The organism is Mycolicibacterium llatzerense (assembly GCF_025331195.1).
In the GTDB taxonomy this organism is placed as follows: domain Bacteria; phylum Actinomycetota; class Actinomycetes; order Mycobacteriales; family Mycobacteriaceae; genus Mycobacterium; species Mycobacterium llatzerense.
Genome location: NZ_LXOV01000001.1, coordinates 2,379,194 through 2,394,650, shown reverse-complemented (window position 1 = coordinate 2,394,650; position 15,457 = coordinate 2,379,194). Strand labels below are relative to the sequence as shown.

The 15,457-nt window shown below is 67.2% G+C and carries 18 protein-coding genes; 10 read left to right on the top strand and 8 right to left on the bottom strand.

Annotated elements, in window-relative coordinates; translation table 11 throughout:
* The first annotated feature begins 17 nt into the window (after nucleotides 1-17).
* Nucleotides 18-674 carry a TetR/AcrR family transcriptional regulator gene (locus tag A7G45_RS11825; protein ID WP_071285784.1) on the top strand — a complete coding sequence of 219 codons (657 nt, stop codon included), beginning with the start codon at nucleotides 18-20 and terminating at the stop codon, nucleotides 672-674.
* A 56-nt stretch (nucleotides 675-730) separates the two neighbouring features.
* Here the strand turns inward: A7G45_RS11825 and A7G45_RS11820 are convergent, their stop codons facing one another.
* Both A7G45_RS11820 and A7G45_RS11815 read right to left on the bottom strand, forming a co-directional pair.
* Nucleotides 731-2,305, bottom strand: a complete 1,575-nt coding sequence (locus A7G45_RS11820) for a long-chain-fatty-acid--CoA ligase (protein ID WP_260937099.1) — start codon at nucleotides 2,303-2,305, stop codon at nucleotides 731-733.
* Nucleotides 2,306-2,335: 30 nt separating this feature from the next.
* A complete protein-coding gene (locus tag A7G45_RS11815; protein WP_260937096.1) occupies nucleotides 2,336-3,946 on the bottom strand; it encodes an amidohydrolase in 1,611 nt (536 codons plus the stop codon).
* 95 nt (nucleotides 3,947-4,041) lie between these two features.
* Here A7G45_RS11815 and fadD8 point away from each other — a divergent pair, with 95 nt between their 5' ends.
* A complete protein-coding gene (fadD8, locus tag A7G45_RS11810) occupies nucleotides 4,042-5,643 on the top strand; it encodes a fatty-acid--CoA ligase FadD8 (protein WP_043401469.1) in 1,602 nt (533 codons plus the stop codon).
* Nucleotides 5,644-5,699: 56 nt separating this feature from the next.
* On the opposite strand, the gene A7G45_RS11805 is transcribed toward fadD8, so the two are convergent.
* Nucleotides 5,700-6,386: a FadR/GntR family transcriptional regulator gene (locus A7G45_RS11805; protein WP_043401466.1), complete on the bottom strand. Its 687-nt coding sequence runs from the start codon at nucleotides 6,384-6,386 to the stop codon at nucleotides 5,700-5,702.
* Nucleotides 6,387-6,433: 47 nt separating this feature from the next.
* On the opposite strand from A7G45_RS11805, the gene A7G45_RS11800 reads away from it, so the two are divergent.
* Nucleotides 6,434-7,702: a CynX/NimT family MFS transporter gene (locus A7G45_RS11800; RefSeq protein WP_260937093.1), complete on the top strand. Its 1,269-nt coding sequence runs from the start codon at nucleotides 6,434-6,436 to the stop codon at nucleotides 7,700-7,702.
* Here the strand turns inward: A7G45_RS11800 and A7G45_RS11795 are convergent, their stop codons facing one another.
* The gene (locus tag A7G45_RS11795; RefSeq protein ID WP_260937091.1) at nucleotides 7,703-8,422 is read right to left on the bottom strand and encodes a hypothetical protein; all 720 of its coding nucleotides are present in this window, start codon (nucleotides 8,420-8,422) and stop codon (nucleotides 7,703-7,705) included.
* Nucleotides 8,423-8,493: 71 nt separating this feature from the next.
* Here A7G45_RS11795 and A7G45_RS11790 point away from each other — a divergent pair, with 71 nt between their 5' ends.
* Entirely contained in the window at nucleotides 8,494-8,946 is a 453-nt protein-coding gene (locus tag A7G45_RS11790; protein ID WP_260937088.1) for a nitroreductase family deazaflavin-dependent oxidoreductase, read from the top strand.
* 74 nt (nucleotides 8,947-9,020) lie between these two features.
* Here the strand turns inward: A7G45_RS11790 and A7G45_RS11785 are convergent, their stop codons facing one another.
* Nucleotides 9,021-9,296, bottom strand: a complete 276-nt coding sequence (locus A7G45_RS11785; protein WP_043401461.1) for a hypothetical protein — start codon at nucleotides 9,294-9,296, stop codon at nucleotides 9,021-9,023.
* Between the two features lie 99 nt (nucleotides 9,297-9,395).
* Here A7G45_RS11785 and A7G45_RS11780 point away from each other — a divergent pair, with 99 nt between their 5' ends.
* The 5 genes from A7G45_RS11780 (at nucleotide 9,396) to A7G45_RS11760 (ending at nucleotide 12,931) form a co-directional block, all read left to right on the top strand.
* On the top strand, nucleotides 9,396-10,313 hold the full coding sequence (locus tag A7G45_RS11780; protein WP_260937083.1) for a 1,4-dihydroxy-2-naphthoyl-CoA synthase: 918 nt from the start codon (nucleotides 9,396-9,398) through the stop codon (nucleotides 10,311-10,313).
* A 131-nt stretch (nucleotides 10,314-10,444) separates the two neighbouring features.
* Nucleotides 10,445-10,906, top strand: coding sequence for a DUF4383 domain-containing protein (locus tag A7G45_RS11775; protein ID WP_043401457.1), 462 nt, complete (start codon nucleotides 10,445-10,447; stop codon nucleotides 10,904-10,906).
* 19 nt (nucleotides 10,907-10,925) lie between these two features.
* Nucleotides 10,926-11,573, top strand: coding sequence for a 5,6-dimethylbenzimidazole synthase (gene bluB, locus A7G45_RS11770; protein WP_260937080.1), 648 nt, complete (start codon nucleotides 10,926-10,928; stop codon nucleotides 11,571-11,573).
* Nucleotides 11,574-11,664: 91 nt separating this feature from the next.
* On the top strand, nucleotides 11,665-12,537 hold the full coding sequence (locus tag A7G45_RS11765) for an SDR family oxidoreductase (RefSeq protein WP_043984906.1): 873 nt from the start codon (nucleotides 11,665-11,667) through the stop codon (nucleotides 12,535-12,537).
* A gap of 4 nt (nucleotides 12,538-12,541) precedes the next feature.
* Nucleotides 12,542-12,931 (top strand): VOC family protein, encoded by a 390-nt coding sequence (locus A7G45_RS11760; protein ID WP_260937076.1) that lies wholly within the window; start codon nucleotides 12,542-12,544, stop codon nucleotides 12,929-12,931.
* A 38-nt stretch (nucleotides 12,932-12,969) separates the two neighbouring features.
* Here A7G45_RS11760 and A7G45_RS11755 read toward each other — a convergent pair whose 3' ends face one another.
* The 3 genes from A7G45_RS11755 to A7G45_RS11745 are packed head-to-tail and all read right to left on the bottom strand — an operon-like array spanning nucleotide 12,970 to nucleotide 14,850.
* Nucleotides 12,970-13,278, bottom strand: a complete 309-nt coding sequence (locus A7G45_RS11755; RefSeq protein WP_043401448.1) for a DUF3349 domain-containing protein — start codon at nucleotides 13,276-13,278, stop codon at nucleotides 12,970-12,972.
* 10 nt (nucleotides 13,279-13,288) lie between these two features.
* Complete coding sequence (locus A7G45_RS11750; protein WP_043401446.1) at nucleotides 13,289-13,570, bottom strand: hypothetical protein; 282 nt, start codon at nucleotides 13,568-13,570, stop codon at nucleotides 13,289-13,291.
* Between the two features lie 32 nt (nucleotides 13,571-13,602).
* Nucleotides 13,603-14,850 carry an inorganic phosphate transporter gene (locus A7G45_RS11745; protein ID WP_260937071.1) on the bottom strand — a complete coding sequence of 416 codons (1,248 nt, stop codon included), beginning with the start codon at nucleotides 14,848-14,850 and terminating at the stop codon, nucleotides 13,603-13,605.
* 271 nt (nucleotides 14,851-15,121) lie between these two features.
* On the opposite strand from A7G45_RS11745, the gene A7G45_RS11740 reads away from it, so the two are divergent.
* The gene (locus A7G45_RS11740) at nucleotides 15,122-15,445 is read left to right on the top strand and encodes a DUF3349 domain-containing protein (RefSeq protein WP_260937068.1); all 324 of its coding nucleotides are present in this window, start codon (nucleotides 15,122-15,124) and stop codon (nucleotides 15,443-15,445) included.
* The last annotated feature ends 12 nt before the right edge of the window (nucleotides 15,446-15,457 follow it).

The following is a 15,457-nucleotide window of genomic DNA, read 5'->3' as shown; positions in this document are numbered from 1 at the left end:
TTCCATCCGGTATATTCATGTCCATGGCGACCACGGATCCGGATTCCACTCCACGCAGACGGTATGCCGCACGCCAGCCCGTCGAGGTCCGCCGCGAGCAAATCCTTGATGCCGCGTTCAGCCTCGTCGCGGAGGTCGGCTGGCCGGGTACGTCGATGGATCGGATCGCCGAACGGGCCGGCGTCGCCAAATCGGTGAGCTACAAGATCTTCGGCTCGCAGGCTGAACTGCAACTGGCCCTGATGGAACGGGCCCAACAGGTCACATCGGACCGCGTGACCAACGCTATCCACGCCGCCACCGAGATCGACACCATGCCCGGGGCGGTGGCCGCCGCCTTGCACACCTATCTGGAAAGCGTCGCGGACGAGCCCGAGATTTCCCGGCTGGTGTTGCTTCCCATCGAAGGCGCGCCGAGCAATGTGCTGTCAGCCATCCGCGATGGGCGCGAACGGGTGCGGCAGCAGATCGAGTCCGCCCTCGAACATCAATTGGCCCGCATCGGCGCCGACGGTATCGACGTCGAGCTGATCGCACATCTCACCCGCGACACCGCGGAGGCACTGGCCAGATTGCTGCTCGAACACCCCGAAACGTTTACGCCAGAACGCTTGATGCATTCGATTCACGCGATTGCGGAAAACGTCGGCCGCGCAGCCGGCCGCCAGGAGTGAATCCACCCGCGTCGCTTGACGTTCGACGGACCCATCCCGGTCGGCAACGCGTTGACTCACACGGTGGCGCGGTCCCGACCCTCCCAGTACGGCTTGCGGAGTTCCTTCTTCAGAATCTTGCCGGTGGGATTGCGGGGCATGTCGTCGACGAAGTCGACGGTCTTCGGGCACTTGTAGGCGGCCAGATGCTCACGGGCGAAGGCAATGAGATCCGAGTCCGACACACCTTCTCCCGAACCCTCAAGCGTCACGACGGCTTTCACGGACTCGCCCCACTTCTCGTCCGGCACACCGATGATCGCAACCTCGGACACCGCGGGGTGCTCGGCAAGCACTCGCTCCACCTCGATGGAGTAGATGTTCTCGCCGCCGGAGATGATCATGTCCTTGAGCCGGTCCTCGACGAAGATGTAGCCGTCGACGTCGACGCGGCCGATGTCACCGGTGCGGAACCAGCCCTCAGCGGTGATGGCCTCGGCGGTGGCGTCCGGCCGGTTCAGGTACTCCTTCATCAATGTCGGTGTGCGGAACCACAATTCGCCCTGCGCACCCGGCTCCACGTCTTCGAGGGTGTCGGGGTTGACCACCCGCACCTCAGCCTCGGGCACCAGCACACCGGCGCTGACCAACCGTTCCTCGTTGTCGGCGCGGTGGTCCTCGGGCATCAATCGGCTGACGACGCCGCAGACCTCGGTCAACCCGTAGGCCTGGATGAACTCGGTTTCCGGCCAGGCCTGCAACGCCTGGCGCAGCAGCGGCAGCGGCATCGGCGACGCCCCATAGGCATAGGTCTTCAAGGCGCTGAACAACTTCACCGCGTCCGGGCCGGTCTCGAGCACCTTGGCCAGCACGGCCGGCACCAGGAATGTGCGGTTGGCGCCCGCCAGGATGCCACCGGCGAGCGACGCCCCATCGGCGTCGCGCGTCATGTAACTCGGCGCCCCGTTGTGCAGCCCGTACTGCATGTACGACGAGCCGCCGACGTGGAACAGCGGCATCGCCACCAGATTCTTGTCGTCCGTGGTCATCTGCCAGCCGGAGAACGCGTTGATGGTGTGCGCGATCATGGCGGCCTGGGTCAGGGCGACGCCCTTGGGCCGGCCTGTGGTGCCCGAGGAGTACATGATGATGCAGACGTCGGTCGGCTCCACGTCCGACGAGCGGCCCACCGGTGACGCGCCGGCCAGCAGCGCCTCGTACTCGTCGCCGTCGCCGCCCTCGGGCGTCACGCTGACGACGTGTTCGACGGCGGTCAGCTTGTCGGCGATGTTGTCGACAGCTGCCCGAAGCTCGGCTCCGACGATGAGAACCTTTGCGCCGCAGTCGTTCAGCACGAAGTCGAGCTCGTCGGCGGCCAGCCGGAAATTGATGATGGCGTTGGCGGCGCCCAGCGACGCCGCGGCCAGTGTCAGCTCGACGCAGGCCGGGTGGTTCTTGTCCAGGAACGCCACCACGTCACCGCGCTTGATGCCCCAGGCGGACAGCGCACCGGCCAGCCGGCGGACGCGGTCGTTCCACTGCGACCAGGTCCAGGTCCTGCCGAGATAGGTGATCGCTTCTTCGTCTGGCTTGGTCGCTGCCCAGTGGGCAACACGTTCATCGAGGAATCGGGGTGCCGACAATTCAGTCATGCGCTGAGCCTGCCACGTAGCGCCGTCCGGTCAGTCGGATTTGGCAAACACTTGTTGTCCCGCCAGGTAAGTCGCGAGCACGTCCAGGTCGGCGACGGCTTCGGGCGCTACCGAGCGCGGGTCTGCGGACAGCACCACCAGGTCCGCGTACTTGCCGACTTCCAGCGATCCGATCACATTGTCCGAGAACAACTGCCAGGCCGCGTCGATGGTCTGGGCCCGGATGGCCTGGTCGACGGTGAGCCGTTCCTGCGGCGCCAGCACGCGTCCGCTGGGCGCGATCCGGGTGGCCGCGACGCTGATGTTGCGCAGCGGCTCCTCGGGCGTCACCGGTGGATCGTTGTGCAGCGAGATCCGCATGCCGGTGGCCACCGCGGACCCGGCCGGCATCCACACATCGCCGCGCTCGGGGCCGAACAGCCCGTCGACGATGACGTCGCCCCAGTAGTGGATCTGGTCGACGAACACGCTGCACGTGACGCCGAGATCGTGGGCGCGCTGGAGCTGCGCCGGGGTGATGGCGCCGACGTGCTCGAGCCGCAGCCGGTGATCGTCGCGCGGCCAGCGCCGCAGGGCCTCTTCATAGATGTCCAGGATGGTGTCGACACCGTGGTCGCCCTGCACATGGCAGGCCATCTGCCAGCCCTGCGGAAAGAACGTGTTGACGATCTCGGCGAGCTGCTCGCGCGTGTAGTTGGCGTGCCCGCACGATCCGGGCACCACGCCGATGGCGCGCGTGGCGTCGGTGTCCAGATACGGGAAGGTCAGGTCGATGTTGCCGACCCACGGCGATCCGTCGACCCAGATCTTGATGCCGGCCTGCCGGACCATGTCGTCGCCGTTGTCGGGTGACGCATCGGTGTGCAGCGCCGCGGTGGACATCTCGTAAGTGCGCAGCCGCACGGTGAGCTGGTCGCGCATCTGGTCCAGGACCGGCCGGAACATCGGGTCGAACGCCATCTCCGAACACGTCGTCAGGCCGGCCTCGTTCAACCGCGCACATTCGGCGAGCAGCAGTGCCGGGTAGTCGGCGGGCGTCATGACGCCCGTCACCAGCGGGAACACCGCGCCGGTTTCCACCGCGGTGCCATCGAGTTCACCGTCGGCGTCGCGCCCGTACTTGGCACCGTGCGGGTCCGGGGTGTCGCGCGTCAGCCCGGCGGCCCGCGCGGCAGCGGAGTTGAAGTACGCCTTGTGCCCCGAGTTGTGCACGATCACCAGCGGACCGTCGGGCGCCGTCGCATCCAGCCAGGCCCGCGTCAGCTCCGGAAGGCCCTGCTGCAGCAGCGGGTCCCAGCCGTTCAGGTATGCGCCGTCGGCGCCGCGGGCGGCCACCTCGGCGTGGATCGCCGCCACCACGTCGGCCGCGTCGGGCATCGTGACCGGGCGGATGTCGACCATGCGGCCACCGAGGACCACCGCCTCCATCAGCGGATGCCCGTGCGCCTCGACGAACCCGGGCAGCACGCAACCACCGACCTCGCGCACCTCGGTGTCAGCGCCGATCCACGGCTGGATGTCGTCGCGCGAACCGATGGCCACGATCCGGCCGTCGGTGACGGCAAGTGCTTCGGCGGTGGGTCGCTGCGGGTCGACGGTCAGGATGTTTCCGGCGATGACGAGATCGGCAGGGCTGGCCATGAGGTGGATGCTAGGGGGCGGCAGAGCACCCGGCACTCGATCTCAGATTTCGCGGGGCTTGACCTACGGACTAGAACACGTTCTAGTCTTAGGTCATGAGTGACGAGCTGCTTCGCCATCCCCTGCATTCCGGGCACTTGACGGTTGGCGCGTTGAAGCGCAACAAAGACAAGCCAGTCCTGTTCCTCGGCGACACCACGCTGACCGGCGGCCAGCTCGCCGACCGCATCAGCCAGTACATTCAGGCATTCGAAGCGCTCGGCGCCGGTTCCGGTGCGAGCAGCGGCCTGCTGGCCCTCAACCGGCCCGAGGTGCTGATGATCATCGGCGCCAGCCAGACGCAGGGCTACCGCCGTACGGCACTACACCCTCTCGGTTCGCTGGACGATCACGCCTACGTCCTGAGCGACGCCGGTGTCACGACCCTGATCATCGACCCCACCGAGGCGTTCGTGGAGCGCGCCATCGGGCTGCTGGAGAAGGTGCCGTCGCTCAAGCAGATCCTGACCATCGGCCCGGTGCCCGACGCACTGACCGGGTCGGCCATCGACCTGGCCGCCGAAGCCGCGAAGTACGAGCCGCAGCCGCTCAAGGCCGCCGACCTGGCCCCTGACCACGTCGGCGGGCTGACCTACACCGGCGGCACCACCGGCAAGCCCAAGGGCGTCATCGGCACGACCCAGTCCATCAGCACCATGACGACCATTCAGCTGGCCGAATGGGAGTGGCCGGAACACCCGCGGTTCCTGATGTGCACGCCGCTGTCGCATGCCGGTGCGGCGTTCTTCGTGCCGACGATCGTCAAGGGTGGCGAGCTGATCGTGCTCAAGAAGTTCGACCCCGCCGAGGTGTTGCGGGTGATCGAGGAGCAGAAGATCACCGCGACCATGCTGGTGCCGTCGATGATCTACGCGCTGATGGACCATCCCGATTCGCACACGCGGGACCTGTCGTCGCTGGAGACCGTCTACTACGGCGCCTCGGCGATGAACCCGGTGCGTCTGGCCGAGGCGATCCGCCGGTTCGGCCCGATCTTCGCGCAGTACTACGGCCAGTCCGAGGCCCCGATGGTGATCACCTACCTGGCCAAGGGCGAGCACGACGAGAAGCGGCTGACCTCGTGCGGCCGCCCGACGCTGTTCGCGCGGACCGCGCTGCTCGGCGACGACGGCCAGCCCGTCAAGCAGGGCGAGGTCGGTGAGATCTGCGTCTCGGGTCCGCTGCTGTCGGGTGGCTACTGGAACCTGCCGGAGGCCACCGCCGACACCTTCAAGAACGGTTGGATGCACACCGGCGACCTGGCCCGCGAGGACGAGGACGGCTTCTGGTTCATCGTCGACCGCACCAAGGACATGATCGTCACCGGCGGCTTCAACGTGTTCCCGCGTGAGGTGGAAGACGTTGTCGCCGAACATCCTTCGATCGCGCAGGTCTGCGTGGTCGGCACCCCCGACGAGAAGTGGGGCGAGGCGGTGACGGCCGTCGTCGTGCTGCGTCCGGACGCCGACCGCTCCGACGAGGCCATCGCGAAGATGACGGCGGAGATTCAGGCCGCGGTCAAGGAGCGCAAGGGCTCGGTGCAGTCGCCGAAGCAGGTCGTCATCGTCGACGCCGTGCCGGTGACCGCCCTCGGCAAGCCCGACAAGAAGGCCGTCCGGGCGCAGTTCTGGGCCGGCTCAGAGCGCTCAGTCGGCTAGGAGTCAGTTCCGCCAGCAGACGTAAAACTGTCGTTTTCCGGAGAAAATCGACAGTTTTACGTCTGCTCGCGAGTAGATCGCAACCCGGCGAGCAGCCGGTCGAAGAGCACCGCGGCCGCGTGGGCCGCGCCTTGTGCGTCACCGGCGATGATGTGGTCGAGCAGCCGGTGATGGTCCTCGAATTCGGTCTCCACCGGCGTCTCGTTCATCACGGACACGCTCGCGGTGATGACCTCGATGAGTCCGAGGTACAGGTCGACCAGCATGGCGTTGCCCGATGCCCGCATGACGGCGCAATGGAATTCGGTGTCGGCATGGACGAATTCGTCGTGATGCCCGGCGCGCTGCTCATTGTCGCGGCCCTCCAGCAGCCGCCGCAGCGTCGTGATGTCGTCGTCGGTCCGGTTGGTGGCGGCCAGCCGGGCGCCTTCCACTTCCAGCCCGCGGCGCACCTGCAGCACGTCACGCAGTTCGTCGCTGCACAGCCGGCTCAGCGCGCCTGACATCTCGCTGGTGGCGCGGACGTAGGTGCCGTCGCCCTGCCGCACCTCGAACAGGCCGGCATGCGCCAGCGCCCGGACGGCCTCGCGCACGGTGTTGCGGCCGACGCCGAGCGCTTCGACGAGGTCGGTCTCGTTCGGAATCCGATGCCCGACAGGCCATTCACCGTCGGCAACCGATGCCCGGAGCTGTTCGATGACCTGCTCGACCAAGCCGGCACGGCGAGCTGTGTTCAGCGCCACCAAATCATCCTTTCAACCAATCATAGGATGTATGTCATCATAGCAACATGAGTGCTGCCGTGAACGGATCCCAACACACCCGTTACGAAGATGAATTGGCACTCGAACTCGACGGCGCGATCGAGATCACCGATGTCCCGGCGAGCCCGAGCACCCGCGTCGCCAGCGGCGTCCTGCTGGCCCTGGCCATCGTCGTCACCGCGCTGAACCTGCGGCCGTCGGTCACCAGCGTCGCTCCCCTGCTCGGCGAGATGCGCACCGCACTCGGCGTGTCGTCGGTCTGGGCCGGCATCCTGACCACGCTGCCCGTGCTGTGCTTCGCCGCCGCCGGAGCCACCGCGCCGTGGCTGGCCAAACGACTCGGCCTGGGCCGGACCGTCACCGTCGCCCTGTTGGTCCTGGCTCTCGGCCTGGTGGTGCGCCCGTACGGCGGCGGCGGCCTGATGCTGGGCGCCACCCTGCTCGCCTCGTCCGGCGTCGCGCTGGCGAACGTGCTCATCCCGGTCGTGATCAAGAGCTCGTTCCCCGCCCGCGTCGGCCTGATGACGGGCATCTACACCAGCGCTCTGCAGGCCGGCGGCGCCTTGGGTGCCGCCGTCACCCCGGCCGTCGAACACAGCGTCGGCGGCTGGCGTCCGTCGCTGGCGCTCTGGGCGGCGCTCGCACTGGCCGCCCTGCTGCTGTGGCTCCCGGCCGCCCGCCAGCACCGCGCCGACTGGGCCGCCACCGCCGCCCAGACCACCGCGCGCCGCTCGCTGCTGCGTAACCCGCTCGCCTGGACGGTGACGCTCTACATGGGCAGCCAGTCGTTCCTGGCCTACATCATGATGGGTTGGCTCCCACAGATTTTCATCGACAACGGTATGGACAAGACCACCGCCGGCGTGATGTCCGGCGTGATGTCACTCGTCGGCGTCCCCATCGCGCTCCTGATCTCGCCGCTGGCCGCCCGCAGCACCAACCAGAGCCTGTGGAACGTCGGCCTCGGCGTGCTGGGCCTGTCCGGCGCCATCGGCTTGCTCGTCGCACCGAGCGCGGCCCCGGTCCTGTGGAGCCTGCTGGTCGGTATCGGCATGAGCGCCTTCTCGCTGGCGCTGACCGTCATCGCGCTGCGCGCCCGCAACGCCGAAGACACCGCCCAGCTCTCCGGCATGGCACAGGGCTTCGGCTACCTGTTCGCCAGCACCGGGCCGTTCCTGTTCGGACTGCTGCACGACGTCTCCGGCGGCTGGCACGTCCCGTTCGTGCTGTTCTTCAGCGTGTACGCCGTGCAGCTGACGGCCGGCTGGTTCGCCGGGCGCAACCGCTTCGTGTAGCTAGTACTGCTGCGGGTAGCCCGGGTAACCGGCAGGTGTTGTCCGTCCGCTCTTCCACTGGCACCACTGCTGCGTCGAGTTCAGGGCGGCCAGCACACCGGTGACGAGCGCGAACACGATCGGCACCGCGGCGGACATCACCGACAGGCCGGCCAGGCCCTGCATCGAATCGCTGTAGCTGCCCAGCGCGGAATCCAGCCGCTTGAGAATGGTCAGCGAGGCGAACAGAGCGACCACGTTCGACAGCACCACCACCGTGCAACTGCCCATGACGATCCAGCGGCCCACCGAACGCCCGAGGATCAACAGCACACCGCCGGTCAGCAGCGCGATGGCCACGATGGTCTGTACGACGGCCATGGCACTGGTCAGGCCGATCAGGCCCGACTTCATGTCGCTGGCGTAGGAACCGGACAGCGCGCTCAACGTCGCGACGCCGTACCAGCTGGAGAACGCCTGGAAAGCCGTCGACACCGCACCGAGCAGGCTCAGTACCGCGGCGATGATCGCCGTCACGCCCGACGGTCCGGACGGCCCGGCCGGCATGGGCATGCCGTAACCCGCGGGCTGCGGATACTGCGGGTATTGCGGCTGCGGATACTGCGGCTGGGGGTATTGCGGGTACGGCATGCTCGGCGGCACGCCAGGAGCGCCGTACGGGTCGCCCCCATACGGTTGGCCCGGTCCGAACTGACCAGGCGGCGGCCACTGATTAGACATCGAAACCCTCCTCCAGCTGGGCGAACATAGCACGCCAGCGGGATTTCGGCGGCTCGTCTAGCCTCGAGCCCATGGCCCAGGGCAGCGACACGAACCTCAAGCCACCATGGTGGCTCAAGCCGATGAACAAAGTGATGATGGCGGTCATGCGGGTGGTCCCGATCAAGGGTCCCGTGGTGCTGACCGTGCCGGGCCGCAAGTCCGGTGAACCGCGCTCGACGCCCATCACCCCATTCGAGGTCGATGGCCTGCGCTACGTGGTGGGCGGATTCCCGAACGCCGACTGGGTGCAGAACGCGCGAGCCGCGGCCACTGCCACCGTCACCCAGGGCCGCCAACGCGAAGAGGTTCGCCTGTTCGAGGTACCGGCCGAGCAGGCCCGTCCGCTGTTGCGGCAGTTCCCGATCCTGGTGCCGACGGGCGTCGGGTTCATGAAGAACTCCGGCCTGGTGACCGGCCCCAACCCCGACGAATTCGAAGCGCTGGCCGGCCGCTGCGCGGTGTTCCGGTTCGATCCCGTCTAGCCACTCGGCGAGCGTGGGGCTTTACGAGAAATTCTGGTCGAATTTCCTCGTAAAGCCCCACGCTCGGCGGCCGTCTAGAGGTGCGGCGCGTCCTTGATCGGGGCGTCCTGCTGGCCGAGGGTCTGGCACCACGCCAATGCTGAGGCGCGCGTGCCCGTCACCTCGAGTGACGACGGGTCGGCGCCCTTGCGGTCCTTGATCATCTTGTTGACGGCCTGGTTCTGCGTCTTCTCGTCGGCTCCGACGAAGTCTTTGCACTTGGTGTCGCCGCCTTGAACGGCAGGCGAGCATCCGACCAGCACCAGTCCGGCAATGACACCTGACACCAACATTCCTGCAGACCGCTTCATCGAGGTTCTCCTATTCGGGCCGGTATCGGCCGCCTATTGTCATCTGTCTAGTACCCCTGGGTGGCGCGGCCGAAACCAGGTCGCCTCTAAGGTCGAGGCGTGAACGCAGACAATCCGTTTGACCCACAGCTCTGGCAGCCGGTGACCGAGCTCGGTGAGCTCACCGACATCACCTACCACCGCCACGTGCTGGACGGTAAGCCGCAGCCAACGGTCCGGATCGCCTTCGACCGGCCCGACGTCCGCAACGCCTTCCGGCCGCACACCGTCGACGAGCTGTACCGCGCGCTCGACCATGCCCGGATGAGCCCCGACGTCGGCGTCATCCTGCTCACCGGCAACGGCCCGTCGTCCAAGGACGGCGGCTGGGCCTTCTGCTCCGGCGGCGACCAGCGCATCCGCGGCCGCAGCGGCTACCAGTACGCCGATGGCGAGACCGCCGAGACCGTCGACCCCGCGCGGGCCGGGCGCCTGCACATCCTCGAGGTGCAGCGGCTGATCCGGTTCATGCCGAAGCCCGTGATCTGCCTGGTCAACGGCTGGGCGGCCGGCGGCGGCCACAGCCTGCACGTGGTGTGCGACCTGACCCTGGCCAGCCGGGAACATGCCCGGTTCAAGCAGACCGACGCCGATGTCGGCAGCTTCGACGGCGGCTACGGCAGTGCGTATCTGGCGCGGCAGGCCGGGCAGAAGTTCGCCCGCGAGATTTTCTTCCTGGGCCGCGCCTACGACGCCGAGACCATGCACAAGATGGGCGCGGTGAACGAGGTCGTCGACCACAAGGACCTGGAAACCGTTGCGCTGCAATGGGCTGCCGAGATCAACGGCAAGTCGCCGCAGGCCATCCGGATGCTGAAGTACTCCTTCAACCTGATCGACGACGGCCTGGTGGGTCAGCAGATTTTCGCCGGCGAGGCCACGCGGCTGGCGTACATGACCGACGAGGCGGTCGAGGGCCGGGACGCGTTCCTGCAGAAGCGCGACCCCGACTGGAGCGAGTTCCCGCGCTACTTCTGAGCCGCACCTACGGCCTCAGTGGTGCCGTGTCGGTCAGCCGGACGACACGTCGCTGTGCGCTTTCCCATGAGTGAGCTGTGTATTCGCTTGGGCGCGTATCGATGTCGGGCACCTCGCGTCAGACTGAGCACGTGAACGTCGGGGCGCGAGCGCGGATCGGCCAGTGGGCGCTGGGGGCCGAGGGCTTCGCGATGGGCGTCTTCGGCGGCGCCGGCCTGGCCTGGTCCATGGCCAACCCGCATTTCGGCGCCGCCGGCGCCCCGATCATGTGGTTGCGGGTGACTCCGCTGCACTGCTCGCTGCTGCTGGTGGTCGGCGTGCTGACGGTGTTCGCCTCGTTCGGCCGGAGAGCGGCGATGTTCAGCCGGATCGCCGCCCTCGGGTGGTTCGTCGTGACGGTGGTGTGCGTGGCGGCGACGTCCAATCACAGCCCGGGCCCACTGGGCTTCGACTCCCGCGACACCGTGCTCTACGCCGTTCTCACCGTCTACAACGTGGCATTGGCGGCGTGGTTCGCGCTCCCCGCTCGTTCTCGCCCACGCACTCGGTCGTCCCGGCGGTTACACCACTCCGACGCCATCGGCTCCCGCTGATCCCTGTTAGCCTCCCGGGGTGAGCGAGCCGAGCTACTCCGACGTCGAACGCGCAGCCGTCTACCGGGTCATGTCCGAACGTCGGGACATGCGGCACTTCACGCCCAATTCCGAAGTGCCCGAAGATGTTCTGCGCCGCATCCTGGAGGCCGCGCACATGGCGCCGAGCGTCGGGCTGATGCAGCCGTGGCGCTTCCTGCGAATCACCGACCCGGCCATGCGGTCAGCGATCAAGGATCTCGTCGACGCCGAGCGGATCCAGACCGGCGAGGCCCTCGGGCCGCGCGAGTCTGAGTTCCTGGCGCTCAAGGTCGAGGGCATCCGCGACTGCGCCGAGCTGTTCGTGGTGGCCCTCGGCGACGATCGCGAACGCCATATCTTCGGCCGGCGCACCATGCCGCACATGGATCTGGCGTCGGTGTCCTGCGCCATCCAGAACATGTGGCTGGCCGCCCGCGCGGAAGGCCTTGGGCTGGGCTGGGTTTCACTGTTCGACCCGGCAGAGCTGGCTGTGCTCCTGGGCATGCCCGACGGCGCCGAGCCGATCGCGGTGCTGTGCGTCGGCCCCGTGCCCGAGTTCCCGGACCGCCCCGAACTCGAGATCGTGGGCTGGACGACGGCCCGCCCGCTCGACGACCTGGTGTACACGAACATCTGGCCCGCTTGATCGCCGAGCCCCCTAAGCCAGATGTGGCGCACTCCTCAGCGCGGGCTCGTACCTCGCCCGCTTGATCGTCGTCCGCCCTAAGCTCAGGGGCGTGAGTAAGAGTCCGCTGCGCCGGGTGACCGAGGGTCTGCTGCTCGCCGGCATGCGACCACCCCTGATCGAACGATTGTCGGGCCATGGCGAGGTGGACCTGGCCGGGAAACGCATCGTGCTGACGGGGGCGTCGTCGGGCATCGGCGAGGCAGCCGCGGCCAAGCTCGCCCGATTGGGTGCGACGGTCGTCATCGTGGCCCGCCGGGCCGACCTGTTGGACAAGGTGGCCGCCCGAATCACCCACAACGGAGGCGACGCGATCGCGCGGCCGTGCGACCTCTCGGACATGGACGCCATCGACAAGCTGGTCACCGACATCGAAGCCGAACTGGGCGGCGTCGACATCCTGATCAACAACGCCGGCCGGTCGATCCGCCGGCCGCTGGCCGAATCCCTGGATCGCTGGCACGATCTCGAACGCACCATGACCCTGAACTACTACTCGCCGCTGCGCCTGGTCCGCGGCTTCGCCCCCGGCATGCTGGAGCGCGGCGACGGGCACATCATCAACGTGTCCACCTGGGGCGTGATGAACGAGTCGTCGCCGCTGTTCGCGGTGTACAACGCCTCCAAGGCAGCCCTGACCGCGGTGAGCCGCGTCATCGAAACCGAATGGGGCGCAAGCGGAGTGCACTCGACCACGCTGTTCTACCCCCTGGTCAAGACGCCGATGATCGCGCCGACCCGTGCCTACGACGGGCTACCCGGGCTCTCGGCTGACGAAGCCGCCGACTGGATGATCACCGCGGCCAAGACCCGCCCGGTGCGGATCGCACCCCGGATGGCGGTGACGGCGCACGCGCTCAACAGTTTCGTGCCCGGCGTGGTCGACAAGATGATGAAACGTCAACGCGCGCAGCCGGTTGAGTGAGTCCATGGAAATCCTGGCCAGCCGCGTCCTGATCCGTCCCGTCGACTACGCGAAGTCGGTGGCCTTCTACCGCGACGCCATCGGCCTCGCCATCGCCCGCGAATACGGTGCCGGCACAGTGTTTTACGCCGGCCAGTCGCTCATCGAGCTCGCCGGCCACGGCCGCGACGGCGACGGTCCCTCCGCCCCGTTCCCGGGCGCGCTGTGGCTGCAGGTGCGGGACGTCTACCAGACGCAGGCCGAACTCGAAGGCCGTGGGGTACCGATTTCCCGTGCGGCACAACAGGAACCGTGGGGCCTGCACGAGCTGCACGTCATCGACCCCGATCAGGTCACCTTGATCTTCGTCCAGGTGCCCGACACCCACCCACTACGACGAGACACCCGGAGCTAGTCGCTCCGGGTGTCTCGTGTGGTGCGTGTTGCGGCGCGTCAGCGAGCCGGCGTGGCCAGCGGCCAGCCGACCGATGCCAGCCGCGCGGACACCTGCTGGATGTCCTCTGCGCTGGGCTCCTGGTTGGTGACGTTCGCGATCGCGGCCTGAATCTCCGCCTCGGTGACCGGGTTCTCGCCGTCGTTGGTCCGCAGGATGGACCGCGCCGCGTCGACAACCTCGTCTTCGGTCAGCGAACGCTTCAGCAGCGCCAGCACCGGGTAGTAGTCCTTCGGCGGCACGCCGTCGGGGTATCCCGCCCGCAGCCACTTCAGGACATTCTCGAACAATCCGTTGGATTCGGTCATTTTCGCAGGCTCACTTCTTCAGGAAGGGGAACAGGTCGACGCCGGTGTGGTGGATGATCGTCGACCGGGTGATCCACAGGATCGCGGCCAGGACCACTGCTCCGACGAGCACGAACAGCGCCAGACCCAGGTACTTCAGGATTGGGTTGGGCGCTGCGACGGTCCCGTCGGAGTGCTCGCCGCCGGCTCCGTTGGAGTAGGCGACCAGACCGCCCGCGAATACCGCGGGCAGGCCGGCGCCGAGGATCAGACCCACGACGAGGACCTTGAAGATGGCTTCCACGTAATTCATCAGTGATTCCTTCTCGTTCAGTTCTCGGGGAATCAGACGCCGGCGGATTCGGGCGACTTGGTGGCAGCGTCACGGACGTCGGCCGGCACGACGGAGTTGGTCGAGTCGTCCCAATCGGCGTTGACGTTGCTGCTGTCGACCTTCTGCTGCTGCGCACGCCAGTACATGAAGCCCGACAGCGCGACCAGGATGACGAAGATCGTGCCGTCGCCGATCAGAGCAGAACCGGTGGCGGACTTCAGGCCGTAGGACAGCCAGTACGACAGGGCACCGACCAGAGCCGCGGCCGGCAGCGTGATGAGCCAGGCCATGGCCATGCGGCCGGCGACAGCCCAGCGGACCGAAGCGCCTGGCTTGCCGACGCCGCTACCCAGGATCGAACCCGTGGCGACGTGGGTGGTGGACAGCGCCATACCGGCGGCGCTGGAGCTCAGGATGATCGCGGCAGAGGATGCCTCGGCGGCCAGGCCCTGCGGGGACTCGATCTCGACGAGGCCCTTGCCCAGGGTGCGGATGACGCGCCAGCCGCCGATGTAGGTGCCCAGACCGATGGCGAGGGCGCAGGAGGCGATGATCCAGAACGGCAGGCCGTCCTTCTTCACGTCACCGGTGAGGTGGCCGGTGGTGATGAGGGCCAGGGCGATGACACCCATGGTCTTCTGTGCGTCGTTGGTGCCGTGGGACAGCGCGACCAGCGAGGCCGTCGCGATCTGGCCCCAGCGGAAGCCTTCTTCACGGCGCTTCTTGATGACGTTGCGCGTGATTCGGTACACCAGCCAGGTGCCGACAGCGGCCACCAGGCCGGCGATGAACGGGGCAGCGATAGCCGGGATCAGCACCTTCTGGATGACGCCGGTCCAGTTGATACCTGCGGTGCCGAGCGCGGCCAGGCCGGCACCGATCAGTCCGCCGAAGAGCGCGTGCGACGAACTGGAGGGGATGCCGAACAGCCAGGTCAGGAGGTTCCACAGGATGCCGCCGATGAGGCCGGCGAAGATGATGGTGAGTCCGGTCGACGCATCGATGGACTTGAGGAGGTGCCCGGACTTGCTGTCCTGAATCTTCAGCACCGAGGTGGTGACGGTGACGGCGACCTCGACTGACAGGAACGCGCCGACCAAGTTCAGGACGCCGGCCAGCAGCACCGCGGTCTTGGGCTTCAGCGCGCCTGTGGCGATCGAGGTCGCCATGGCATTACCGGTATCGTGAAATCCATTCGTGAAGTCAAATGCCAGTGCTGTTGCGATCAACAGCCCCAGGATGACTAGCTCTGCGCTCATGGCGCTCATTCTGGTGTAACGCCGCCGTTTTTAGCGAGTTACGGCGACCCCCAAATCTGATCACGACCTGGCTTTTTGCAGTTCTGTTCAATGTGTTCACTGAGAGTTCATCGGCCCGTGAGGTCCGGTTCCGCCGCCAACGCGCTGTTCAAAGCTCTGAGTACTACCGTGTCGGTGAGCCTGCCGCAGCCGCGGCTACCGTTTCGGGGCGCAGGATTGCGGCTATAGACATGGACGACGCTGGACGTCCCGGACATCTGGAGGTGACGTCATGAACGCTTTTCTCACCAAGATCGTGGCGTGGCTGCAGGCCGGATATCCCGACGGCGTCCCCGCCACCGACCGGGTTCCGCTGTTGGCCCTACTGTCCCGGCGCCTGACCAATGACGAAGTCAAGTCGTTGGCACGAGTGTTGATGAACCGCGGCGAGTTCGATCAGATCGACATCGGCGTACTGATCACCCGCATCACCGACGAGCTGCCCCGTGCCGAGGACATCGAGCGCGTGCGAGCCCGGCTGGCCGCCAAGGGCTGGCCCCTCGACGATCCCCGCGATCCGGCCGACGGCGGGCCCGGCGACGGAGACCCGACATAGGCGTCCTCCATA